Source organism: Streptomyces sp. NPDC033221 (genome assembly GCF_055577005.1).
The window spans coordinates 1-21,870 of record NZ_JBVIQN010000003.1; the positions used below are offsets into that span (position 1 = coordinate 1).

The window sequence follows — 21,870 nt, forward strand, 5'->3', positions numbered from 1 at the left end:
TTCCCCCCCCCCCCCCTTCTCCCCCACCCTCCCCCCCCCCCCCCTCCCCCCTCCCCCCCCCCCCCCCCCCCCCCCCCCCCACCGGGACGACCGGGACTCAGCCCTCGGTCTTCTCGCTCTTCTCGGCGTCGGCGCCCTCGGTCTCGGAGGCCTCGACGGTCTCCGTGGTCTCGGCCGTCTCGTCTTCGTCGTCCAGGTCGACGACCTCGCCGTTGGTGTCCTTGACCGTGGCGGCCTCGACGACGACCGCGAGGGCCTTGCCGCGGGCGACCTCACCGACGAGCATCGGCACCTGGCCGCCCTCGACGACGGCCTGGGCGAACTGGTCGGGGGACATGCCGGAGGACTGCGCGCGGCGCATGAGGTGCTCGGTGAGCTCCTCCTGGCTGACGTTCAGCTTCTCCTTGTTGACCAGCTCGTCCAGGATGAACTGGGTCTTGATGCCCTTCTCGGCCTGTTCCTTGGTCTCGGCGTCGAACTCTTCCTCGGTCTTGCCCTGGATCTCCAGGTACTTCGCGAGGTCCAGGCCCATCTGGCCGAGCTGGTGGTTGACCAGGTTGTGCTTGCGGGTCTCGATCTCGTCCGCGAGCAGCTTCTCCGGCATCGGGACCTCGACCAGCTTGAGCAGCTCGTCGAGGACCTTCTCCTGGGCCTGGGTGGCCTGGTCGTACTTCTTCATCTGGGCGAGGCGCTTGGCGCTGTCGGCGCGCAGCTCCTCCAGCGTGTCGAACTCGCTCGCCAGCTGGGCGAAGTCGTCGTCCAGCGCGGGCAGCTCACGGGCGGCCACGGCGGTGACGTCGACCTTGACCTCGGCCTCCTTGCCGGCGGCGGAGCCGCCCTTCAGCTCGGAGGTGAAGGTGCCGGACTCGCCGGCCTTCAGGCCCTTGACGGCGTCGTCGATGCCGTCCAGCAGCTCACCCGAGCCGATGGTGTAGCTGACGCCCTCGGCGACGCCGTCCGCCAGCACCTCGCCGTCGACCTTGGCCTCCAGGTCGATGGTGAGCACGTCGCCGTCCTCGGCGGCGCGCTCGACCGGGGCGGTCGAGGCGAAGCGCTCGCGCAGCTGCTCGACGGACTTGTCGATGTCCTCGTCCGACACCTCCACGGCGTCGACCTCGACCTCGATGCCGGAGTAGTCCGGGATCTCCAGGGCCGGGCGGATGTCGACCTCGGCGGTGAAGGCCAGCAGCTCGCCGTCCTTCAGCTCGGTGATGTCGACCTCGGGCTGGCCGAGGACGTTCAGCTCACCTTCGTTGACCGCTTCGGTGTAGAACTTCGGGAGCGCGTCATTGACGGCCTCCTCCAGCACGGCGCCGCGACCGAACCGCTGGTCGATGACTCGGGCCGGGATCTTGCCCTGGCGGAAGCCCTTCACCGTGACCTGCTGGTTGATCTTCTTGTACGCCGCGTCGAGGCTGGGCTTGAGCTCCTCGAAGGGCACCTCGACAGTGAGCCGAACCCGGGTCGGGTTCAGGGTCTCCACGGCGCTCTTCACGGTTCGGTCTCCTTGGGGCTGACTTCTGGGGTTCTGCTTGAGATCTGCCGGCGCCCGGGGTCCAGGCGCCCTGCGGATCGCGCCCGGGAGAAAGACACACGGGCACGCAGCTTGCATAGTAACCGCAAGCGGGTTGGCACCCGCAATGTGATCTTGATGGGCCCCTTACGGGCCCGTCGGCACGGAGCCTCGGAGAGGGGGTGTGTGGTTGGGGCGCGCGCCGCGCCCGGAGGGCCGGACGGCCCCGGGCAGAGGGCCGGGACGCCGTACGGCTGAACGTGCAGAAACCTGCTGGTCGGGGTGGCCGGATTCGAACCGACGACCTTCCGCTCCCAAAGCGGACGCGCTACCAAGCTGCGCCACACCCCGTCGGTGCGACACGTAGGGTACATGGCCGCGGACGGTCCGGCTGCCGGATATCCACGGGGCGGGACCGCGGACAGGGAGCGCACACGGTGCGAGCGGGGGCGCGCGGGGCGGTCACGACCGGCCGCGACGGGCGACAACGGGCCGGAGTGTGCGGGGGCCCGGGTGACCCGCTACGATGCACTGCGTGCCGAGGTCACCCGACCGGCGGCGCATGCGGGCGTAGCTCAATGGTAGAGCCCCAGTCTTCCAAACTGGCTACGCGGGTTCGATTCCCGTCGCCCGCTCCATACGGTTCAGGGCCAGGTCAGAGGGTGTTCTCCCGACCTGGCCCTGAGTGTTTTGCAGGAGGGGCGAAGGCGTGGCCAGGAGGCGGTACGTCGCGCGAGGAGTGCCCGGCGGCTACCGGATCTGGGACAACCGGGGCCGGCGCTGGTGGGGCGACCTCTACGAGCTGTGCCCGGACGCCCTGGTCGCGGAGCTGAACGGCGGAGCCGACCCCGCGAAACTCACGGAGCTGCTGAAGCGGCACCGGGCCCGGAAGCGCTAGGGCGAGCCGCAACGCCTCCTGGCTAGGGTGGCCCCATGGAGATCTGGCTCAATCCCGCGTGTTCCAAGTGCCGTTCCGCCGTCGACCTGCTCGACGGGGAGGGGGTGCAGTACACGGTGCGCCGCTACCTCGAACAGCCGCCGACCGCCGCCGAGTTGCGGGAGGTGCTGGAGCGGCTGGGGCTGGAGCCGTGGGACATCACGCGCACCCAGGAGGCCACGGCGAAGGAGCTGGGCATCGGCGACTGGGAGCGCACGGACGCCGCGCGGGAACGGTGGATCGAGGCGCTGGCCGCGCATCCGGGGCTGATCCAGCGGCCGATCATCACGGCGGACGACGGCACGGCGCTGGTGGGGCGCAGCGAGGAGGCCGTACGGGAGGCGGTCGCGCGGAGCGGACGCGAGAGCCGCTGACATGCCGGTCGGGCCCGTGCACTGCGGGTGCCGGGGCGCGGGCCCGCGATGCGCTAGAAGCTGATGTTGTTGATCGTCTCGGCCACCGAGTTCAGGAACCGGTTGATGGACGGCGCGATGCCGGTCGAGGCGAGGAAGAAGCCGAAGAGGATGGCCACCAGCGCCGGTCCCGCCTTGAGTGACTTGCCGCGTATCAACACGATCATGATGATGCCCAACAACAGCACGACGGACAGCGAAAGAGCCACAACTGATCACACCCTCGGTCGGAACGCCTGGCCGGCCCCGGAAGCATGCAGCCGCGCACACCCCCGCTCGGCACCATCGTGCCACCAAGTCCTTGCCCAGTGGAGGCGGGTGGCGAATCATCGGCCAAGGCTTTGCCTGCGAACCGGACGGCCGCGCCGCCGGACGCGGCCGGACGCCGGTCCGCGGCGCGGGAATTGACGCCACGGAACGCAATCGGCCGCGCGACCGGAACCGTACGCGGCGCCTGGCCGGATGCCGCCGCAGGGACCGGCCCCCTTTTGTGCACACGTGAATTCATGAGGCGCGTGCGCGGCCGACGGACGTCCGCCGCCCCGACATACCGGTAGCGAAGCGGACATCGCCCCCGGGTCCACGACGGGGCATATGCCCTCACATAAGCGGATGACGCACCCCCGGACAGATATTCACCGGCCCTCCGGAAAACGCGCGAAAATGCACCCCGGATGCCTGACCGCCGCCACCCGAAAGGAAATTGCCCGGCGCGCCACGCCGTAATGCACATTCGGCGGTGAAGGTTTTACGCATTCCCCGGCCGCCACTAGGGTGCGTCAGATGTTTCCCGCTGCGCCGACCCCACGACGTGTGCTTCCCCCGGCCGCCGGGGCCCCCGGCCCGGACGCGGCGGCCCCCGCGGCGGGCACCGGGGAGCGCGGGCCGCGGCGCGCCGGACGGCCGGCGGCGGAGGCCGGGCGGCCCGGTGCCGGCGGCGGCCGGGACGCCTTCTTCGACAATGCCAAGTACCTGGCGATCGTCCTGGTGGCCATGGGGCATTCCTGGGAGCCGCTGACCGGGCAGAGCCGCGCCGCCGGAGCGCTCTACATGACGGTGTACGCCTTCCACATGCCGGCGTTCATCATCATCTCCGGCTATTTCTCGCGCGGTTTCGGTCTCCGTACGGACCGGCTGCAGCGGTTGATCACCGGTGTCGTGGTGCCGTATGTCGTGTTCGAGACCGCCTATACGCTCTTCGCGCGCCGGGTGAACCACGACCCGGATATGCCGGTCAGCCTGCTGGACCCCTGGTACCTGACGTGGTTCCTGGCGGCGCTGTTCGTGTGGCGGCTGACGACTCCCCTGTGGCGGATCGTCCGTTGGCCGGTTCCGCTGGCCCTGGCCGTCGCCGTACTGGCTTCCGTGTCCCCGGAGATCGGCGACGAGCTCGACATGCAACGGCTGCTCCAGTTCCTGCCGTTCTTCGTCCTGGGCCTGAACCTGCGTCCCGGGCACTTCGCGCTGGTGCGGCGGCGCGCCGTACGGATCGCGGCGGTGCCGGTCTTCGCGTGCGCCGTGGCGCTGGCCTACTGGGCGGTGCCGCGGATGACGTCGACGTGGTTCTACCACCGCGAGAGCGCCCAGGAGTTGGGGGCACCCTGGTGGGCGGGGGTGGTGATGACCCTCGCGATGTTCGGCTGCTCGCTGGTCCTCGTCGGCTGCTTCCTCGCCTGGGTGCCGGCCCGCCGCACGTGGTTCACGGTGCTGGGCGCCGGCACCCTGTACGGCTATCTGCTGCACGGCTTCCTCACCAAGGGCTCGCGCGCCTGGGGCTGGTTCGACGACCACCCGTGGCTGCACTCGCCGCCCGGCGAGGTCGTGGTGAGCCTGACGGCGGCGGCCGTAGTGACCGCGCTGTGCACCCCGCCGGTCCGCCGGGCCCTGCGCTGCGTGGTCGAGCCGAGGATGGCGTGGGCGTTCCGGAGGGAGCCGATGCCCCGGGGCTGACGTCCTGCGGCGCACCCCCCTCCCTCGCGCTCAGGCCGCTGCCGTCCGGCGCGCGTGGCCGGTCAGGGCCGCCATCCGGGCGGCGACCTGCTCGGGCGAGGGGCGCTCCAGGCTGCCGGCGAGCGCGCCGTCGGCGAGGAAGAGGACCCGGTCGGCCCAGGAGGCCGCCACCGGGTCGTGGGTGACCATGACGACCGTGGTGCCGAGCGCGTCGGCCGCGTGCCGCAGCAGGGCGAGGACCTCGGCGGCGGTGCCGGCGTCGAGCGCGCCGGTCGGCTCGTCGGCGAAGACCACGTCCGGCCCGGTGACCAGCGCGCGGGCGATGGCGACGCGCTGCTGCTGCCCGCCGGAGAGCTGTCCCGGGCGGCGTCCGGCGTGCTCGCCGAGGCCGACCCGGGCGAGTGCCTCGGCGGTGCGCCGCCGGTCGGCGCACTGTCCCGCGAGACGCATCGGCAGGGCGACGTTCTGCTCGACGGTCAGCGAGGGCAGCAGGTTGAACGCCTGGAAGACGAAGCCGAGGCGCTCGCGGCGCAGTGCGGTGAGGCGGTTCTCCCGCATCCGGGTGATGTCCGTACCGCCGACGCGGACCGTGCCGCCGGTCGGCCGGTCCAGGCCCGCGGCGCACTGGAGGAAGGTGGACTTCCCGGAGCCGGAGGACCCCATCACGGCGGTGAAGCTGCCGTACGGCAGGGCGAGGTCGATGCCGCGCAGGGCGTGCACGGCGCCGGCGCCGCGGCCGTACTGCCGCCGGACGCCGCGCAGCTCCATGGCGCAGGCGCCGCTCTCCCGCCCTCGCCCGTCCCGGTGTGTGTCGCGCTGGCCCATCGCGCCGCCCCTCGTCTCGTACGTCCGGTCGCCTCTCGACCGTACGGAGCGGGGGTGAACCTGGACCATGGCGGCTGCCGGTGGCTTCCGGGTGGGGAAAACCCCCGGCAGGGCTCTCGTCGGGAGGCCCGGGAAGATCCCGGAGGCGGGTCGGTGAAGGAGCGGGCAGGCGCCGGTGCGGCGGGTGACGGGCACGGGCGCACTGGACACGAAAAGTCGTTTGGTAAACTAACTACTAACGCTTTCTTGACTCCCCCTTGACCGAACACCGTCCGGCCGAACCTCTGGAGGAGCCATCGGACACGCAGAAACCCTCCTCGCGATGGGCGGGGCCTTCCTGGCCGCAGCCGTCCTCGCCCGCCTGGGCAGCCGCATCGGGCTCCCCACGATCCCCCTGTTCATCCTGGCCGGGATACTGCTCGGCCCGCACACCCCCGGCATCTCACTGGTCGACGACCCGCACGAGCTGGAGATGCTCTCCCTGCTGGGTCTGGTGCTGCTGCTCTTCTACCTCGGCCTCGAATTCCACATGGACGACCTCAAGGAGGGCGGCCGCAAGATGGCCGTCGCCGGGGCCGCCTATCTGGCACTGAACGTCGGCGCCGGTCTCCTCTTCGGCTTCCTGGTCGGCTGGGGCACCTCCGAGGCGCTGGTACTGGCCGGAGTGCTCGGCATCTCCTCGTCGGCCATCGTCACCAAGGTCCTCATGGACACCGGCCGGCTCGGCAACCCCGAGACCAAGCCGATCCTCGGCATCATCGTGGTCGAGGACATCTTCCTCGCGCTGTACCTGGCCGCCCTCCAGCCGGTGATCTCCGGCGCCGACTCGATGGCCACGGCGGCCCTCGACGCGGGCAAGGCGTTCGGCTTCCTGCTGCTGCTCGCGGTGGTCGCCCGCTGGGGCACGGCGGTGATCGGCAAGCTGATCGCCACCAAGGACAACGAGCTGCTGGTCATCTCCTTCCTCGGCGCCGCCGTCTTCGTGGCGGGCGTCTCGGAGTGGTTCGGCGTCGCGGACGCGATCGGCGCGTTCATGGTCGGTCTGATGCTCGGCAGCACCGGCTCCGGCAAACGGATCATGGAGCTGGTGCATCCGCTGCGGGACGCCTTCGGCGCGATCTTCTTCTTCGCGTTCGGCCTGTCCATCGACCCCGGCGACCTGCCGTCGGTGGTGTGGCCGGTGCTGATCGCGGTGGCGCTGACACTGCTGATGAACGTGGTCGCCGGGCTGGTCGCCGCCCGGATCTACGGCTTCGGGCCGGGCCCGGCCGCGAACATCGCCACCGCGCTGCTCGCCCGCGGCGAGTTCGCGCTGATCCTGGCGACGATGGCGGCGGGCGCCGGGCTGGACGAACGGCTGGCGCCGTTCATCGCCGGGTACGTCCTGATCCTGGCCGTACTGGGGCCGCTGGCGGCCGGCCGGTCCGCGTGGCTGGCACGGTTCCTGCCGGGCGGCGGACGGTCCGGTCCGGAGTCGCCGGCGGGCGGCGGGCAGCCCGAGCCCGCGGCCGCCGGACGGTAGGCGCGCTCACCTCGGCCGGGCGGGCCCGGTGGTCACGGCATCGTCCAGGGCTCGCGCGGCAGCGGGCGGCCGGTCTCCAGAAGCGTCTTGAGGTTGGCGAGCACCGCCTGCCAGCCCTGGGCCGCCGCGTCCCGCTGGGCCTCGTCGGCCAGGCCCTCGTGCGTCAGTGTCAGCCGGACGATCTCCTCGTACGCCTCGATGCCGAAGCTCACCCTGGAGACGCCGGGCCCGTCCTGGGCCGCCCCCGAGCCGGGCTCCGCCCACGTGGTCACCAGCCGCGTGGGCGGCGTGCTCTCCACGACCACGCCCTCGACGTCGGCGATGCCCGACCCGTCGGTGCGCCGGTGCTCCCAGCGGGAGCCGGGCCGCCAGTCGGAGACATTGCTGTGCCCCCAGTACGCGGCGGTCAGCTCGGCGTCGGTGAGGGCGTGCCAGACCTTGTCCGGCGTGCTCGCGAGGTAGGTGACGTGGACGAAGGTGAACGTGCCGGCCATGCGTCCTCCGTGGGTGGTCCGGGTGCCGGGACCACCGTACGGTTCAGTCGCGGCAGAGCAGCAGCAGCGCGCGGTCGTCGTTGACATCCTTGGCGACGGCTTCGATCAGATGCCAGGCCGCGCCGGCGAAACCGCAGGCCACATAGCGGTCGGCCTCGCCGGTCAGCCGGTCGATGCCCTCCGCGATGTCCCGGTCGGCGGCCTCGACCAGGCCGTCCGTGAAGAGCATCAGCACGTCGCCGGGGCGCAGCGTCCCTTTGACGGGGTCGAACTGCGCCCCGTCGTACACCCCGAGCAGCGGCCCCTCCGCGGCCTTCTCCTCCCAGCGGCCGGTTCCGGCGCAGAGCTGGAGGGCGGGCAGGTGCCCGGCGGAGAGCAGTTCGTAGTCGCCGGACTCCAGATCCAGGACGAGGTGGATGGAGGTGGCGAAGCCCTCGTCCCAGTCCTGGCGCAGCAGGTAGCCGTTGGCGGCGGGCAGGAAGCCGTGCGGCGGCAGCGAGCCGAGCAGGCCGCCGAAGGCGCCGGACAGCAGGAGCGCGCGGGAGGCCGCGTCCATGCCCTTGCCGGACACGTCGGTCAGCACCACTTCGAGGATGTTGCCGCCCTGTGTGCGGGAGGCCACCACGAAGTCGCCGGAGAAGGACTGCCCGCCGGCCGGCCGCAGCGCCATCTCCCGGTGCCAGCCGGCCGGCAGTTTGGGAAGTTTGCTCTGTACCCGGATGCGTTCGCGCAGGTCGAAGAGCATCGTGCCGCCGCGCCGCCACGGCACGCCGACCCGGCTGCGGAACTGCGCGATCAGCAGCCCGGACAGGCCGACCGCCGCGACCACCAGGACCGTGCCCGGGGTGATCCGGTCGCGGCCCTGGTCGTACGGGCCGAGCAGGGACGCCTCGATGATCAGCGCGGCGGCGGACGTGCCGTACAGGGCGAGCAGGTTGGCCGGGCGCAGCAGCAGTCCGCCGGCGATGACCGGCAGGACCAGTGCGGTGGGCGCGATCCAGTCGGGCCGCCAGATGGTGCCGCAGGCGATGGCGGGAATGGCGATCAACAGGGCGACCAGGGCGATCCAGTCGGAGCCGTCGCCGCGGAAGTAGTCGACCCCGGCCTTGCGCACGCTGATGCGGACCCGGTGCATCGCCTTGCGCCACCGGGCCGTCGGGGACTCCGCTCCCGTGCTGCTCGCCATTGTTCTGGGACCTTATCCACCCGTTCGGCGGCGCGTCGATTCGCGGCACGCCGCCTGGCGCAATCGCCGGGAAACGGCGTTCGAAAAACGGTCGCGCGGGCGGAAGGTGTCCTGCTACCCATGGCATATGACGACCGAGTTACGGCAGCTGCGTCCGGACGAGTGGGACGACTGGTACGACAAGCTGGAGCGGGCGTTCGGCGGCACCCCGGAAGCCCCCGAAGAGCGCGCCCTGTGGCGCGGCCTCGGAGAGCCCGAGCGCTGTCTGACCGTCCGGGACGACGGCGAGGTCGTGGGCACGGCGGGGGCGTTCACCTTCCGGCTGTCGGTGCCCGGCGGCGCCGTCCTCCCGGCGGCCGGCGTCACGCTGGTCAGCGTGCAGCCCACGCACCGGCGGCGCGGCATCCTGCGCACGATGATGCGCCACCAGCTCGCGGACGTCCGGGACCGGCGCGAGCCGCTGGCCGTGCTGACCGCCTCCGAACCGGCCATCTACGGGCGCTTCGGGTACGGCGCGGCGACCGAGGCGGTGAGCCTGACGCTGGACACGCTGCGCCAGTCGGTCAGCGTGCCGGACGGCGCCGACGGCGTACGGCTGCGGCTGGTCGCCCCGGAGGCCGGGCTGGCGGACTGCGAGAAGGTGTACGGGCAGCTGGTCACCGGCCGTCCGGGGATGCTCGCGCGGCAGCCCGGCTGGGAGCGGCTGCCGCTGCTCGACCCGGAGGCCGACCGGGACGGGGCCGGGCCGCTGCTGTGTGTGCTGGCCGAGGTGGCCGGGGAGGTGCGCGGGTACGCGCGCTACGCGGTCAAGGCGGTCTGGGACGGGGGCGGTCCGGACGGGACCGTGGTGGTGCGGGACGTCGAGGCGCTGGATCCGGTCGTCTACGCGGCGCTGTGGCGCTATTTGTTCGGTATCGACCTGACGTCGAAGCTGACGGTGCGCAACCGGCCCGCCGATGATCCGCTGCTGCACCTGGTGGACGACATGCGGCGCTGCCGGATCGCGGTGCGCGAGTCGCTGTTCGTGCGGCTGGTGGAGGTCGGCGAGGCGCTCGCGGCGCGTACGTACGCGACGCCGCTGGACGTGGTGCTCGACGTGGCGGACCCGTTCTGCCCGTGGAACGAGGGCCGGTGGCGGCTCACCGGCGACGAGAAGGGCGCTTCCTGCGAGCGGACCACGGACGCGGCCGACTTGGCGCTGTCCGTGCGGGAGTTGGGCGCGGCCTACCTGGGCGGGTTCTCGCCGGCGGCGCTGGCCGGGGCGGGGCGGGTGCGCGAGCTGCGGCCCGGCGCGCTGCGGGAGGCGTCGATGGCGTTCGGGACGCAGCTCAAGCCCTGGCTGCCGCACGGGTTCTGAGCACCGCGCGGGCCGGGGCTCACTTCTGCTGGCAGCCGGGGCACCAGAAGAGGTTGCGGTTGGCCAGGGCGGCGGTGCGGATCTCGGCGCGGCAGATGTGGCACTCCTGGCGGGCGCGGCGGTAGACGTAGACCTCGCCGCCGTGGTCGTCGACGCGCGGCGGGCGGCCCATGGCCTCGGGGAGGTGTTCGGCGCGGACCGTGTCGATGCGGTTGTGCCGGACGCCTTCCCGCATGAGGGCGACCAGGTCCGCCCAGATGGCGTCCCATTCGGACCGGAGGAGATCACGTCCGGCGTGGTACGGGTCGATGCCGTGCCGGAAGAGGACCTCGGCGCGGTAGACGTTGCCGACGCCCGCGATCACCTTCTGGTCCATCAGCAGCGCCGCGACGGACGTACGGCTGCGGGAGATCCGGGCCCAGGCCCGCTCGCCGTCGTCCTCGGGACGCAGCGGGTCGGGTCCGAGCCGTTCGTGTATCGCCTGCTTCTCGGCGTCGGTGAGCAGCGCGCAGGCGGTGGGCCCGCGCAGGTCCGCGTAGGCCGTGCCGTTGGCCAGCCGCAGCCGTACGGTGTCGGTGGGCGGCGGCGCCGGGGCGTCGCCGAAGTTCAGCTTGCCGAAGAGGCCGAGGTGGATGTGGACCCATCCGGCGGGCCCGAAGCCGAGGAAGAGGTGCTTGCCGTGCGCCTCGGCGGTGGTCATGACCTGGCCGTCGATCAGCGCCGCGCTGTCGGAGAACTTGCCCTGAGGGCTGCTCGCCCGGACCGGCGCGCCCTCGAAGAGCGCACGGTGGTCCAGCGCGAGGCGGTGGATCGTGTGCCCCTCGGGCATGGGTCGACGCCTCCTCGGCGGAGTGGGAAGGGACCGTACGGCGACCGCCCGCGCCGGCGGCGGCGCGGGCGGGACGGCGGGTGGGTTCAGCCCTGCTGCGGGTGGTGCGCCGGGATCTCCGGCAGCTCGCCGGTGGTCTCGTAGCGGGAGAGCATCTCGATGCGGCGGGTGTGCCGCTCCTCGTTCGAGTACGGCGTGGCGAGGAACGCCTCGATGAACGCCGTCGCTTCGTCCTGGGTGTGCATCCGGCCGCCGACCGAGATCACGTTGGCGTTGTTGTGCTCACGCCCCAGCTTCGCGGTCTCCTCGCTCCAGGCGAGCACCGCCCGTACGCCCTTGACCTTGTTGGCGGCGATCTGCTCGCCGTTGCCCGAGCCGCCGATGACGACGCCCAGGCTCTCCGGGTCGGCCGCGGTCCGCTCGGCGGCGCGCAGGCAGAACGGCGGGTAGTCGTCCACGGCGTCGTAGATGTGCGGGCCGCAGTCCACGGGCTCGTGGCCGTGGGCCTTGAGCCACTCGACGAGGTGGTTCTTCAGTTCGAAACCGGCATGGTCGGAGCCGAGATACACGCGCATGTGCCGAGTGTTGCACGGACGTGTCGTCCGCCGGGCCCGGGGTAGGTGCCGCCGGGTCCCCCCGCCGCCATACGTGCGGTGTACACGCGATGACGTGCGGAAATGAGATCCACGCAACGATCCGGATTCAGATCTTCCAAAACGAGCGTTAACGCAGTTCTAATGCGGGGAATCGACACCGAGAACCACAGAAGGACGGTGCACATGGGCGCGCATCCGCCGACCATGAACGCGGGCAAGGCGGCCGGTGACCCCGGCGGCCCCGGCGGAGGCCAGTCACCCGACGGTCTTCAGGCAGGTCTCAAGAACCGCCATCTGTCGATGATCGCCATCGGCGGCGTGATCGGCGCGGGCCTGTTCGTGGGCTCCGGCGCCGGTATCGCGGCTGCGGGACCCGGCATCCTGATCTCGTACGCGCTGACCGGCCTGCTGGTCGTCCTGGTGATGCGGATGCTGGGCGAGATGGCCGCCGCCTCCCCCACCTCCGGCTCGTTCTCCGCGTACGCGGACCGGGCGCTGGGCCGTTGGGCGGGCTTCACCATCGGCTGGCTGTACTGGTTCTTCTGGTCGGTCGTGCTGGCCGTCGAGGCGACCGCCGCCGCCGGAATCCTCACCGGCTGGGTCCCCGCCGTCCCGCAGTGGGCGTGGGCGCTGCTGGTGATGATGGTGCTGACCGGCACCAATCTGATCTCCGTCGGCTCGTTCGGCGAGTTCGAGTTCTGGTTCGCCGGGATCAAGGTCGTGGCGATCGTGGTGTTCATCGTGGTCGGCGCGCTGGCGATCTTCGGGCTGCCGCCCGGCGACCACGCGGTGGGCCTGTCGAACCTGACCGGCCACGGCGGGTTCCTGCCGAACGGGCCGGGCGCGATCCTCTCCGGCATGCTGCTGGTGGTCTTCTCCTTCATGGGCAGCGAGATCGTCACCCTGGCGGCGAGCGAGTCGCCCAACCCGGTGCAGGCCGTCCGCAAGGCCGTCAACAGCGTCATCTGGCGGATCGCGATCTTCTACCTCGGCTCGATCGCGGTGATCGTGACGCTGCTGCCGTGGAACGACAAGGCGCTCGACAAGAGCCCGTACGTGGCCGTGCTGAAGTCGCTGGACATCCCGGCGGCCGGCACCGTGATGGACGTCGTGGTGCTCACCGCCGTGCTGTCCTGCCTGAACTCCGGCCTCTACACCGCCTCCCGGATGGCGTTCTCGCTCGGCGAGCGCGGCGACGCGCCGAAGTCCTTCACCCGGGTGAACAAGGGCGGCGTCCCGGCGACCGCCATCTGGGCGTCCGTGGCCTTCGGTTTCGTCGCGACGATCTTCAGCTACACCTCGAAGGACACCGTCTTCGACTTCCTGCTGAACTCCTCCGGCGCGGTGGCGCTCTTCGTCTGGCTGGTCATCTGCTTCTCCCAGCTGCGGATGCGCAGGGTCATCGAGCGGGACATGCCGGAGCGGCTGACCGTACGGATGTGGCTCTACCCGTACCTGACGTACGCGACGATCGCGCTGATCCTCTTCGTCGTCGGCTACATGTTTTACAACCCCGACGGGCGCAAGCAGATGGTGCCGTCGGTGGCCGTGGCCGTGGTCGTCCTGGTCGTCGGACTGGTGCTGGACCGGCGGCGGCGTGCCGCGGGCGGCGCGGCGGGCGGCGCCGGTGCCGTGGACGGCGGCGGCCCGGAAGGTCAGGACGACGCGCGGAAGGACTCCTTGACCCGGTCGTAAGCACGCAGGGCGGTGGCCTCGGCGGAGTCCAGGTACCAGAGGTTGAGCTGGTAGGTCCGGTTCCCGGTACGGAAGCCCAGCTGCCGCCCGTGCGCCGGTTTGCCGTCGCGGGTGTACGCGAACTCCCACACGACGGCGGGGTGCCCCTGGAAGGTGGTGCGCTCCAGCCGGATCCTGCGGTAGCCCGGCACGTCGTGCTGCTGCGCCTCGTACTGCCGCCAGATCGTCAGCAGATCACCGCCGGAGGACGGGTCCTGCCGCGCCGAGACGAGCGTGGACCCGTCCTTCGTGCTGTAGGTGACGTCGCTGGTGGACTCCTCGGTGCGGTTCCAGCCGGTGGGCGGCACCCAGCTGAAGCCGTTCTCGGTACGGCGGGAGCCGGCCGGGTCCGAGGGGCTGCCGGTCCCGGTCCCCGTACCGGCGCTCGTGCTCGCGGTGGGCGGGCGCCCGGTGCCCGTCCCGGCTCCGGCCGTGCCGCGGGAGTCGGGGCCCTGTGTCGCGACGATGATCACCACGACCGCGGCGGCCGACGCGAGGACGCCGGTGACGGCGAGCAGGGCGGGCCGCTTGGCTCGGGAACGGGCGGACGGGACCGAAGGGGCGGCGGGAGCGATGTCGGGCTGCGGGCCGACATCCGTTCGCGGCGCAAGGGCCCGCACCTCGATGCGGTCCGGCGCCGGATCGGCCACCGTCGGCGTACGGACGTCCACCACCTCCGCCGAGTCCAGCGGCGCCGTCGGGTTCGCCGCCGCGGCCCGGCGCACCAGCGGATCGAGCAGCGCCTCGACCTCGTCGAGGGTGGGGCGCGCCTCGGGCGCCTTGTTCAGCAGGGCGGTCAGCACCTCGCGCAGCGGGCCCGCGGCGGGCGGGATGGCGGGCTCCTCGTGCAGCACCGCGTGCAGCGTGGCGAGTGTCGTGGCACGGGTGAACGGCGACTGTCCCGCGACCGCGGCGCACAGCGTGGCGCCCAGCGACCACAGGTCCGACGGCGGGCCCTGTTCCTGGCCCGCCACCCGCTCGGGCGCCATGTAGTCCGGCGAGCCGATGAGCATCCCGGCCATGGTCAGCGCGGTGGCGTCCTGCATCGCGGCGATGCCGAAGTCGGTCAGGACCACCGCGCCGCGGTCGTCGATCAGGACGTTGCCGGGCTTGATGTCCCGGTGGAGCACGCCCACCGCGTGCACTTCGCGCAGGGCGCGGGCCAGTCCGGTGCCGACCCGGGCCGCCGCGTCCGGGGCGAGCGGGCCGTCCTGGGTGAGGATCTGTTCCAGGGAGCGGGCCTGCACCAGCTGCATGACGATCCACAGCCGGTCCCCCTCCTCGGCCACGTCATGGACCCGCACCACATTCGGATGGTCGATACGGGCGGTGGCGCGGGCCTCGCGCAGACTGCGTTCGCGCTGCACCACGCTCTCTTCGCCCGCGCGATCGTCGATACGTATTTCCTTGACCGCGACACACCGGTCGAGCATTTCGTCCTGGGCGCGCCAGACCCGTCCCATTCCGCCGCGTCCGATCAATTCCAGCAGGCGGTAACGGCCGGCTGCCAGACGCCCGGGCCCCACCTCGCTCGCATTCCCCACCATGCCCAGCCCCCACAGCACCCGCGGAATCTTGTGGTACCCATCAAATACCTCAGCCGAGGATGTGGAAAAGGGGGGTTCAAGAATGTACACGACCCGACAGGGAAAACGCGCGTTCGTGGTGGCCGCGGCGGCGGCCGCGCTGGCGCTGCCGGTCGGCTCCTCGGCCCTGGCGGCCGATCCCGTACCGGGCAGCAGCGCGGGCGGCAAGGCCGGTCCGAGCGCGCCGGCGGGCTACCGGATCACCACCGAGCTGCCGGAGCGGATTTCCGTCGGCAACAGCACCGGGAAGACCTCGCTGACCGCCAAGGTCACCAACAAGGGGACCGCCGGGACGGGGGCCGTGCGGCTGACGGTCGCCGGTTTCCAGGGTTTGCGGGTCGAGAACGTGGCCGGGTGTTCGAAGGTGCCCGAGGCGCGGCTGCCGGAGGGCGCGAACAGCGCGTACTCCTGTGCCATCAGCTCGCTGGCGAGCGGAAAGAGCCGTTCGTTCGACGTCACCGCGCATTTCGATCTGAAAAAGCAGGGGCAGATCTGTCTGCCGGTGACACTGGGAAACACCGAAACGCTGTTGTGGCAGCAGGGCCCGGTCAATTTCGGCACCCGTAATCCGGTGTCCGACGCGCCCGACACCCCGCTGATGCTCAACACCGTGAACGTACCGGCCGGCTCGGCGACCACCACACCCTCCCCATCGGAGTCGGGGTCCACGGCCCCGGAGGAGCGGCTGCCCGAGACCGGTACGCCGTCGGTCCTCCCGCTGGCGGGCGCCGCCGCGGGCCTGCTGCTCCTCGGCGGCGCCGGGGTGTGGGTCACCACCCGCCGGTCGACCCGCAGGTGAGCACCGCCCGTACGGCCTGATCAGACGCGCTGTACGACCCGTACGGAGACGGAAAGCGGCCGGGCCCCGTACCGCCACGCGAGGTGGTGGTGCGGGGCCCGGTCCGGGTCCGTACGGAAGGACGGCGCGCGCGGTGTCAGCCGCGGCGGCCGAGCAGCTTCCACGCGGTGGGCAGCGCGCCCATCGCCAGCGCGGCCTTGAGGGCGTCACCGATCAGGAAGGGGACCAGGCCGGCCGCGACCGCGGCGCCGAACGACATGCCGGTGCTCAGCGCGAGGAAGGGCACGCCGACCGCGTAGATCAGGGCCGTGCCCACCGCCATCGTGCCGGCCGTGCGCAGCGCGCCGCGGTCGCCGCCGCGGCGGGCCAGCGCGCCCACCGCGGTCGCGGCGAGCAGCATCCCGAGGACGTAGCCGAAGGTCGCGCCGCCCGCGCCGGAGGCGCCGTTCGCGAACCAGGGCAGCCCCGCCATGCCGAGCAGCGCGTACAGCGCGAGCGACACGAAGCCGCGGCCCGCGCCGAGCGAGGCGCCGACGAGCAGGGCGGCGAAGGTCTGGCCGGTCACCGGGACCGGGGAGCCGGGGACCGGGACGGCGATCTGCGCGGCGATGCCGGTGAGCGCGGCGCCGCCGACGACCAGTGCGGCGTCGCGGACGCGGGCGCGGGTGGCGCCTGCTGCGGGCAGCAGATCGGCGAGGACCGCACCGGGCCTGGTGGTTGCGTCGGCAGTGCTCATCGGAACTCCGCGGGGTGTGAGGTGGAGCGGGGACAGGGGGACGCGTTGACGTTAGTCCAGCGCCCCGGAGCCGATCATCGTGTGGCGGCGACAAAGGCGCAATGGTGTCCTTGGAGAGTTCCGTGCAACGCAGCGGCCGTCGGGCCGTACCGCCTCGTCAGCGGTCTTCGCAGGTCACGTGATGCTCGTCACGGCCCGCTCCCCGGACGGGTGCGCATTTTGTGGTAGCGCGCGGCCGGCGGGGAAACTGAGGGGACAACGCGGGACCCTGTGGGGTTCCCCCAAAGACCCCTTGCGAGAGTACGAGCCCATGCACGACGCACCCACCGCCACCGGAACGCCACCGCCGGGCGAGGGCGCCGGCGAGCGAGAACCGCTGTCCGCCGGGCTCAAACAGCGCCACCTGACCATGCTCGGACTGGGCGGGGTGATCGGCGCGGGGCTGTTCGTGGGCTCCGGCGTCGGTATCGCGGTGGCCGGTCCCGGCATCGTGCTCTCGTATCTGATCGCGGGCGCGCTGGCCATGCTGATCATGCGGATGCTGGGCGAGATGTCCTCGGCGATGCCCGCTTCCGGTGCCTTCTCGGTGCACGCCGAGCGCGCGCTGGGCCGCTGGGCGGGCTTCAGTGTCGGCTGGCTGTACTGGTTCCTGCTGGTGGTGGTGCTGGCGGTGGAGGCCACCGGCGCGGCGCAGATCGCCAACGGGTGGCTGCCCGCGGTCCCGCAGTGGGGCTGGGTGCTGATCTTCATGCTGGTGTTCACCGCCGCCAACCTCACCGCGGTCAAGAGCTTCGGCGAGTTCGAGTTCTGGTTCGCGACGCTGAAGGTCGCCGCGATCGTGCTGTTCCTGGCGCTCAGCCTGCTCGCGATCTTCGGGGTGCTGCCGGACACCGACGCGGTCGGGCTGGCCAATCTGACCGGGCAGGGCGGCTTCCTGCCCAACGGCTGGCAGGGCGTGGTCTCCGGTGTCCTCGCCGTCGCGTTCGCCTTCGGCGGTCTGGAGGTCGTCACCATCGCCGCGGCCGAGTCCGACGACCCGGCGCGCAACGTGGCGCGCGCGGTGCGCAGCGCGGTGTGGCGCATCCTCTTCTTCTACGTGGGCTCGATGCTGGTCGTCGTGACTCTGCTGCCCTGGTCGTCGATGCAGCCGGGCAAGAGCCCGTACGTGGCGGTGCTCGACAGTATCGGCGTGCCGGGCGCGGGCCAGATCATGAACGTGGTGGTCTTCGTGGCGCTGCTGTCGGCGCTCAACGCGAACCTCTACGGCTCCTCTCGGATGGTCTTCTCGCTGGCGGAGCGGGGTGAGGCGCCGCGTTCGCTGCTGAAGGTGACGGCGGGTGGCGTGCCGCGCCGGGCCGTGCTGTCGTCGGTGGCCTTCGGCTTCGTCTCGGTGCTGCTCAATCTGCTGTGGCCGGACACGGTCTTCCTCTACATGCTGAACGCGGTCGGCGCGGTACTGCTGTTCGTCTGGGCCCTGATCGCGGTCTCGCAACTGCGGCTGCGGCGGCAGCTCGAACGGACGGCGCCGGAGAAGCTGACCCTGCGCATGTGGGCGTTCCCGTATCTGACGTGGACGGCGCTGGCGGCCATGGTGGCGGTGCTGGTGCTGATGCTCACCGACGACGGGGCGCGGCCGCAGTTGCTGTGGTCGGCCGCCGCGACCGGTGCGGTGCTGGCCGTCGCGGGTCTTCGGGAGCTGCGGGCGCGGCGGTCCGGCCGCTGACGGGCGCCCGTCAGCGGCACCGCGGGAGCGTGGGGGCAGGCCGGAATCGGCCGCCCCACTTCCGCTCCGGAAACACCCAGGGTCACGTCTCACAACGGTGTGAATACGGCCGGTCACGATCTCGTCTGAATACCGAACATCTGCTGCACGACTGTTGCCCTCAGCGGACACAGACACTCAAACTGAGCGCGTTTTCCGTCGATCGTCTCGCTCCGCTCTCACTTAATGGGACAGGTACGACCATGAATCGGACACCTTCGTCCACCACGCCCGAGCGCGAGCAAACGGGCCAGGTGCAGGGCACCGGCGCCACGGCGGCTCCGGAGACCGGCACCCCGCTGTCCAACGGACTCAAACAGCGCCATCTGTCGATGATCGCGCTCGGCGGTGTGATCGGCGCCGGGCTGTTCGTCGGCTCCAAGGAGGGCATCGCGGCGGCCGGCCCGTCGATCGTGCTCGCCTACGCCGTCTCCGGCTGCCTGGTCATGCTGGTGATGCGGATGCTCGGCGAGATGGCGGCGGCCAGCCCGGCCTCCGGCTCCTTCTCCGTGCACGCCGGGCGCTCGATCGGCCCGTGGGCGGGCTTCACCACCGGCTGGATGTTCACCGCGCAGCTGTGTGTGGCGGTGGCCGCCGAGGCGATCGGCGCCGCCGGGATCATGACCGGGTGGTTCCCGGACACGCAGCCCTGGATGTGGGTGCTGCTGTTCATGGTGGTCTTCTGCGGCGCCAACCTCGCCGCGGTCAGCAATTTCGGCGAGTTCGAGTTCTGGTTCGCCGCCCTGAAGATCACCGCGATCGGCATCTTCCTCGTCCTGGGCCTGCTCGCCATCTTCGGCGTGCTGCCCGGCACCTCGGCGCCCGGCGCCGCCCATCTGACCGGCGACGGCGGTTTCCTGCCCAACGGCTCGGACGGCCTGGTGATCGGCCTGCTGGCCTCCGTCTTCGCGTACGGCGGCCTGGAGACCGTGACAATCGCCGCGGCCGAGTCGAAGGACCCGGTCCGCGGTGTGGCCAGCGCCGTGCGCACCGCGATGTGGCGGATCGCCCTGTTCTACGTCGGCTCGATGGCGGTCATCGTCACCGTCATCCCCTGGAACAACGCGGACATCGCCAAGAACGGCCCGTACGTCGCGGTCCTGGACTACCTGCACATCCCCGCGGCCGGCCAGATCATGAACGTCGTCATCCTGATCGCGCTGCTGTCCGCGATGAACGCCAACATCTACGGCTCGTCCCGGATGGCGCACTCCCTGTCCGCCCGCGGCCAGGGCCCGCGCTTCCTGCGCACGGTCAGCGGCGGCGTGCCGCGCCGCGCGGTGATCCTCTGCTCCGCCTTCGGGTTCCTCGCGGTGCTGTTCAGCTACTGGTGGCCGGAGACCGTCTTCCAGTGGCTGCTGAACATGGTGGGCGCGGCGATCCTCGTGGTGTGGGGCTTCATCGCCGTGGCCCAGCTGCGGATGCGCCGCCGGCTGGAGCGCGAGGAGCCCGGGAAGCTGGTCGTGCGGATGTGGCTCTTCCCGGTGCTGACGTGGGTGGCGCTGGCCGGCGTGGTGGCGGTGCTGCTGCTGATGCTGCGGGACGAGAACCAGCGCGTCCAGCTGTACTTCACCGGTGGGTTCGGGCTGGTGCTCGTCGCCATCGGTCTCGTCAAGCAGCGAATGGCGCGTCAAAAGCCCCTCGGCTAAGTGCAAGTAAGGCTTACCTCACCAAAAGCAGAAGTGCGGTAAGGCTTACCTCACCAGAATGCATCGCTCTTTTCCGGAGGCGGTGCCGGACCTCGGACCGGGGTCGGGCACCGCCTCCTTCTTTTGGCCCAGACCCCGCCCCTCGGCGGGTTCGTGATCACTCATGCTGGTAGCGTGCAGTTGCAAGTGGATTGCAATTAAAGGTCGTAAGCAGCTGGAGGGCTCGGCATGGCCACCTACAATCTTCCGGAACTTCCGTACGACTACGCGGCGCTCGAACCCGTCATCAGCCCCGAGATCATCGAGCTGCATCACGACAAGCACCACGCCGCATACGTCAAGGGCGCCAACGACACCCTGGAGCAGCTCGCCGAGGCGCGCGACAAGGACCAGTGGGGCTCGATCAACGGCCTGGAGAAGAACCTCGCGTTCCACCTCTCCGGCCACATCCTGCACAGCATCTACTGGCACAACATGACCGGTGACGGCGGCGGCGAGCCGCTGGAGGCGGACGGCGTGGGCGAGCTGGCGGACGCCATCGCGGAGAACTTCGGCTCGTACGCCAAGTTCAAGGCCCAGCTGACCAAGGCCGCCGCCACCACCCAGGGCTCCGGCTGGGGCGTCCTCGCCTACGAGCCGATCACCGGCCGCCTGATCGTCGAGCAGATCTACGACCACCAGGGCAACGTCGGCCAGGGCTCGGTCCCGATCCTGGTCTTCGACGCCTGGGAGCACGCCTTCTACCTCCAGTACAAGAACCAGAAGGTGGACTTCATCGAGGCGATGTGGCGCGTCGTCAACTGGCAGGACGTCGCCAAGCGCTACGCGGCCGCCAAGGAGCGCGCCAACGTACTGCTGATCGCTCCCTGAGCCCGGCGCCCGATGGCGCCCTGGTGAACGTCCTGCCTCGTGATCGTCTTCTCAGCCTTCACCCGGCAGGCGGATGAAGGAAGGACCCCCGTGAGGACATGACTCACGGGGGTCTTTCTGTACGCCGCGGCGCGGAGCATGGTGGACCCATGCCGGACGAACCGAAGCTGTACTGCTCCACGTGCGACGCGGACGAGCCGCACCGGTCACCGGAGGGCGAGCAGGAGCGGGAGTGGCTCCGCAAGCTCACCGGCAAGCGGTACGTCGAGGACTACTGGATCTGCAAGCGCTCCACCTGCCGCAACATCCGCTACCGGTGGGAGGGCAGGACCTTCGACCCGCCCGAGCGGATGCCCGTCTTCGACTGAAGCAGCACACGCCGCCCCGGCTCAGTCGAAGACCGGCCCCAGCGTCCGCGTCCGCTTGATCTCGTAGAAGCCCGGGATGGACGCGACCATCAGGGTGCCGTCCCAGAGCTGTGCGGCCTGCTCGCCCTTGGGGGCCGGGGTGACGACCGGGCCGAAGAAGGCGATCCGCTCGCCGTCGGGGCCCGGGACGGCGATGACCGGGGTGCCGACCTCCTGCCCCACCAGGTCGATGCCCGCCTTGTGGGAGGCGCGCAGCTCCTTGTCGTACGTGTCGGTGTCCCCCGCGTCGGCCAGCCCGGCGGGCAGCCCGGCCGCCTCCAGGGCGGCCGCGATCGTCTCCTTCGTGCGCGGCAGGCCCTGATTGTGGAAGCGGGTGCCGAGCGCCGTGTAGAGGCGGGCCAGGGCCTCCGGGCCGTACTGCTGCTCGGCGGCGACACACACGCGCACCGGGGCCCACACCGGGCCGCCGGGGCGGTTCTTCTCGCGGTACTCCTCCGGCAGCTGGTCGAGCTTGTCCTCGTTCAGCACTCCCAGGCTCATCACGTGCCAGCGCACGTCCACCGGGCGCACCTTCTCCACCTCCAGCATCCAGCGGGAGGTCAGCCAGGCCCACGGGCAGGACGGGTCGAACCAGAAGTCGGCCGGAGTGCGGTCGGTTGCGGCGGCGGTCTCGGACACGGTTGCTCCTCGGGCGTACGGGCCGGCGGCCGATCGGAGGATCGGTCACCCGCTTCAACCGGGGTC

The 21,870-nt window shown here is 71.2% G+C and carries 21 protein-coding genes and 2 tRNA genes; 12 read left to right on the forward strand and 11 right to left on the reverse strand.

The window, feature by feature from the left end; all coding sequences use genetic code 11:
- Positions 1–97: 97 nt before the first annotated feature.
- Both tig and ACZ53K_RS04135 read right to left on the reverse strand, forming a co-directional pair.
- The gene (gene tig / locus ACZ53K_RS04130; protein WP_468831925.1) at positions 98–1,495 is read right to left on the reverse strand and encodes a trigger factor; all 1,398 of its coding nucleotides are present in this window, start codon (positions 1,493–1,495) and stop codon (positions 98–100) included.
- Between the two features lie 292 nt (positions 1,496–1,787).
- A tRNA-Pro gene (locus tag ACZ53K_RS04135) sits at positions 1,788–1,864 on the reverse strand.
- Between the two features lie 213 nt (positions 1,865–2,077).
- Between ACZ53K_RS04135 and ACZ53K_RS04140 the strand changes: the two genes are divergently transcribed.
- The 3 genes from ACZ53K_RS04140 (at position 2,078) to ACZ53K_RS04150 (ending at position 2,824) form a co-directional block, all read left to right on the forward strand.
- Positions 2,078–2,151 (forward strand) — tRNA-Gly (locus ACZ53K_RS04140).
- Between the two features lie 71 nt (positions 2,152–2,222).
- Positions 2,223–2,411: a hypothetical protein gene (locus tag ACZ53K_RS04145; RefSeq protein WP_468831927.1), complete on the forward strand. Its 189-nt coding sequence runs from the start codon at positions 2,223–2,225 to the stop codon at positions 2,409–2,411.
- Positions 2,412–2,446: 35 nt separating this feature from the next.
- Positions 2,447–2,824: an arsenate reductase family protein gene (locus ACZ53K_RS04150; RefSeq protein WP_468831929.1), complete on the forward strand. Its 378-nt coding sequence runs from the start codon at positions 2,447–2,449 to the stop codon at positions 2,822–2,824.
- A gap of 53 nt (positions 2,825–2,877) precedes the next feature.
- Here ACZ53K_RS04150 and ACZ53K_RS04155 read toward each other — a convergent pair whose 3' ends face one another.
- Positions 2,878–3,072 carry a hypothetical protein gene (locus ACZ53K_RS04155; RefSeq protein WP_030020551.1) on the reverse strand — a complete coding sequence of 65 codons (195 nt, stop codon included), beginning with the start codon at positions 3,070–3,072 and terminating at the stop codon, positions 2,878–2,880.
- Positions 3,073–3,646: 574 nt separating this feature from the next.
- Here ACZ53K_RS04155 and ACZ53K_RS04160 point away from each other — a divergent pair.
- Positions 3,647–4,813, forward strand: a complete 1,167-nt coding sequence (locus tag ACZ53K_RS04160; RefSeq protein ID WP_468831930.1) for an acyltransferase family protein — start codon at positions 3,647–3,649, stop codon at positions 4,811–4,813.
- A gap of 30 nt (positions 4,814–4,843) precedes the next feature.
- Here ACZ53K_RS04160 and ACZ53K_RS04165 read toward each other — a convergent pair whose 3' ends face one another.
- Entirely contained in the window at positions 4,844–5,638 is a 795-nt protein-coding gene (locus ACZ53K_RS04165; protein ID WP_468831932.1) for an ABC transporter ATP-binding protein, read from the reverse strand.
- 322 nt (positions 5,639–5,960) lie between these two features.
- Here ACZ53K_RS04165 and ACZ53K_RS04170 point away from each other — a divergent pair, with 322 nt between their 5' ends.
- Positions 5,961–7,160 (forward strand): cation:proton antiporter, encoded by a 1,200-nt coding sequence (locus tag ACZ53K_RS04170; protein ID WP_468831933.1) that lies wholly within the window; start codon positions 5,961–5,963, stop codon positions 7,158–7,160.
- Positions 7,161–7,192: 32 nt separating this feature from the next.
- Here the strand turns inward: ACZ53K_RS04170 and ACZ53K_RS04175 are convergent, their stop codons facing one another.
- On the reverse strand, positions 7,193–7,654 hold the full coding sequence (locus ACZ53K_RS04175; protein ID WP_468831935.1) for an SRPBCC family protein: 462 nt from the start codon (positions 7,652–7,654) through the stop codon (positions 7,193–7,195).
- Positions 7,655–7,697: 43 nt separating this feature from the next.
- Complete coding sequence (locus ACZ53K_RS04180) at positions 7,698–8,840, reverse strand: SpoIIE family protein phosphatase (protein WP_468831937.1); 1,143 nt, start codon at positions 8,838–8,840, stop codon at positions 7,698–7,700.
- A 127-nt stretch (positions 8,841–8,967) separates the two neighbouring features.
- Here ACZ53K_RS04180 and ACZ53K_RS04185 point away from each other — a divergent pair, with 127 nt between their 5' ends.
- Positions 8,968–10,197: a GNAT family N-acetyltransferase gene (locus ACZ53K_RS04185; RefSeq protein WP_468831939.1), complete on the forward strand. Its 1,230-nt coding sequence runs from the start codon at positions 8,968–8,970 to the stop codon at positions 10,195–10,197.
- Between the two features lie 19 nt (positions 10,198–10,216).
- Here ACZ53K_RS04185 and ACZ53K_RS04190 read toward each other — a convergent pair whose 3' ends face one another.
- Together ACZ53K_RS04190 and ACZ53K_RS04195 are read right to left on the reverse strand one after the other, a co-directional pair.
- Positions 10,217–11,026 (reverse strand): Fpg/Nei family DNA glycosylase, encoded by an 810-nt coding sequence (locus ACZ53K_RS04190; protein WP_468831941.1) that lies wholly within the window; start codon positions 11,024–11,026, stop codon positions 10,217–10,219.
- Between the two features lie 86 nt (positions 11,027–11,112).
- On the reverse strand, positions 11,113–11,601 hold the full coding sequence (locus tag ACZ53K_RS04195; RefSeq protein ID WP_468831943.1) for a ribose-5-phosphate isomerase: 489 nt from the start codon (positions 11,599–11,601) through the stop codon (positions 11,113–11,115).
- A 204-nt stretch (positions 11,602–11,805) separates the two neighbouring features.
- On the opposite strand from ACZ53K_RS04195, the gene ACZ53K_RS04200 reads away from it, so the two are divergent.
- A complete protein-coding gene (locus tag ACZ53K_RS04200; protein ID WP_468831945.1) occupies positions 11,806–13,317 on the forward strand; it encodes an amino acid permease in 1,512 nt (503 codons plus the stop codon).
- Here ACZ53K_RS04200 and ACZ53K_RS04205 read toward each other — a convergent pair.
- On the reverse strand, positions 13,278–14,921 hold the full coding sequence (locus ACZ53K_RS04205; protein WP_468831947.1) for a protein kinase domain-containing protein: 1,644 nt from the start codon (positions 14,919–14,921) through the stop codon (positions 13,278–13,280). The two genes, ACZ53K_RS04200 and ACZ53K_RS04205, sit on opposite strands and share 40 nt — an antisense overlap.
- A gap of 64 nt (positions 14,922–14,985) precedes the next feature.
- Between ACZ53K_RS04205 and ACZ53K_RS04210 the strand changes: the two genes are divergently transcribed.
- Positions 14,986–15,741 carry a hypothetical protein gene (locus ACZ53K_RS04210; RefSeq protein ID WP_468831949.1) on the forward strand — a complete coding sequence of 252 codons (756 nt, stop codon included), beginning with the start codon at positions 14,986–14,988 and terminating at the stop codon, positions 15,739–15,741.
- 136 nt (positions 15,742–15,877) lie between these two features.
- Here the strand turns inward: ACZ53K_RS04210 and ACZ53K_RS04215 are convergent, their stop codons facing one another.
- The gene (locus ACZ53K_RS04215) at positions 15,878–16,477 is read right to left on the reverse strand and encodes a biotin transporter BioY (RefSeq protein ID WP_468831951.1); all 600 of its coding nucleotides are present in this window, start codon (positions 16,475–16,477) and stop codon (positions 15,878–15,880) included.
- A 310-nt stretch (positions 16,478–16,787) separates the two neighbouring features.
- Between ACZ53K_RS04215 and ACZ53K_RS04220 the strand changes: the two genes are divergently transcribed.
- From ACZ53K_RS04220 to ACZ53K_RS04235, 4 genes are all read left to right on the forward strand, one after another.
- Complete coding sequence (locus ACZ53K_RS04220) at positions 16,788–18,200, forward strand: amino acid permease (protein ID WP_468831952.1); 1,413 nt, start codon at positions 16,788–16,790, stop codon at positions 18,198–18,200.
- Positions 18,201–18,442: 242 nt separating this feature from the next.
- A complete protein-coding gene (locus ACZ53K_RS04225) occupies positions 18,443–19,888 on the forward strand; it encodes an amino acid permease (protein ID WP_468831954.1) in 1,446 nt (481 codons plus the stop codon).
- 228 nt (positions 19,889–20,116) lie between these two features.
- A complete protein-coding gene (locus ACZ53K_RS04230; protein WP_468831956.1) occupies positions 20,117–20,758 on the forward strand; it encodes a superoxide dismutase in 642 nt (213 codons plus the stop codon).
- Positions 20,759–20,907: 149 nt separating this feature from the next.
- Entirely contained in the window at positions 20,908–21,126 is a 219-nt protein-coding gene (locus tag ACZ53K_RS04235) for a hypothetical protein (protein ID WP_468831958.1), read from the forward strand.
- 21 nt (positions 21,127–21,147) lie between these two features.
- Here the strand turns inward: ACZ53K_RS04235 and ACZ53K_RS04240 are convergent, their stop codons facing one another.
- Complete coding sequence (locus ACZ53K_RS04240; protein ID WP_468831960.1) at positions 21,148–21,804, reverse strand: mycothiol-dependent nitroreductase Rv2466c family protein; 657 nt, start codon at positions 21,802–21,804, stop codon at positions 21,148–21,150.
- Between the last annotated feature and the right edge of the window lie 66 nt (positions 21,805–21,870).

What these genes read in the sequence shown, in the direction of transcription:
- ACZ53K_RS04150 (WP_468831929.1), top strand. Translation starts at nt 2,447, where the DNA reads ATGGAGATCTGGCTCAATCCCGCGTGTTCCAAGTGCCGTTCCGCCGTC.
- ACZ53K_RS04160 (WP_468831930.1), top strand. Translation starts at nt 3,647, where the DNA reads ATGTTTCCCGCTGCGCCGACCCCACGACGTGTGCTTCCCCCGGCCGCC.
- ACZ53K_RS04165 (WP_468831932.1), bottom strand. Translation starts at nt 5,638, where the DNA reads ATGGGCCAGCGCGACACACACCGGGACGGGCGAGGGCGGGAGAGCGGC.
- ACZ53K_RS04170 (WP_468831933.1), top strand. Translation starts at nt 5,961, where the DNA reads ATGGGCGGGGCCTTCCTGGCCGCAGCCGTCCTCGCCCGCCTGGGCAGC.
- ACZ53K_RS04175 (WP_468831935.1), bottom strand. Translation starts at nt 7,654, where the DNA reads ATGGCCGGCACGTTCACCTTCGTCCACGTCACCTACCTCGCGAGCACG.
- ACZ53K_RS04180 (WP_468831937.1), bottom strand. Translation starts at nt 8,840, where the DNA reads ATGGCGAGCAGCACGGGAGCGGAGTCCCCGACGGCCCGGTGGCGCAAG.
- ACZ53K_RS04185 (WP_468831939.1), top strand. Translation starts at nt 8,968, where the DNA reads ATGACGACCGAGTTACGGCAGCTGCGTCCGGACGAGTGGGACGACTGG.
- ACZ53K_RS04190 (WP_468831941.1), bottom strand. Translation starts at nt 11,026, where the DNA reads ATGCCCGAGGGGCACACGATCCACCGCCTCGCGCTGGACCACCGTGCG.
- ACZ53K_RS04195 (WP_468831943.1), bottom strand. Translation starts at nt 11,601, where the DNA reads ATGCGCGTGTATCTCGGCTCCGACCATGCCGGTTTCGAACTGAAGAAC.
- ACZ53K_RS04200 (WP_468831945.1), top strand. Translation starts at nt 11,806, where the DNA reads ATGGGCGCGCATCCGCCGACCATGAACGCGGGCAAGGCGGCCGGTGAC.
- ACZ53K_RS04210 (WP_468831949.1), top strand. Translation starts at nt 14,986, where the DNA reads ATGTACACGACCCGACAGGGAAAACGCGCGTTCGTGGTGGCCGCGGCG.
- ACZ53K_RS04215 (WP_468831951.1), bottom strand. Translation starts at nt 16,477, where the DNA reads ATGAGCACTGCCGACGCAACCACCAGGCCCGGTGCGGTCCTCGCCGAT.
- ACZ53K_RS04220 (WP_468831952.1), top strand. Translation starts at nt 16,788, where the DNA reads ATGCACGACGCACCCACCGCCACCGGAACGCCACCGCCGGGCGAGGGC.
- ACZ53K_RS04225 (WP_468831954.1), top strand. Translation starts at nt 18,443, where the DNA reads ATGAATCGGACACCTTCGTCCACCACGCCCGAGCGCGAGCAAACGGGC.
- ACZ53K_RS04230 (WP_468831956.1), top strand. Translation starts at nt 20,117, where the DNA reads ATGGCCACCTACAATCTTCCGGAACTTCCGTACGACTACGCGGCGCTC.
- ACZ53K_RS04235 (WP_468831958.1), top strand. Translation starts at nt 20,908, where the DNA reads ATGCCGGACGAACCGAAGCTGTACTGCTCCACGTGCGACGCGGACGAG.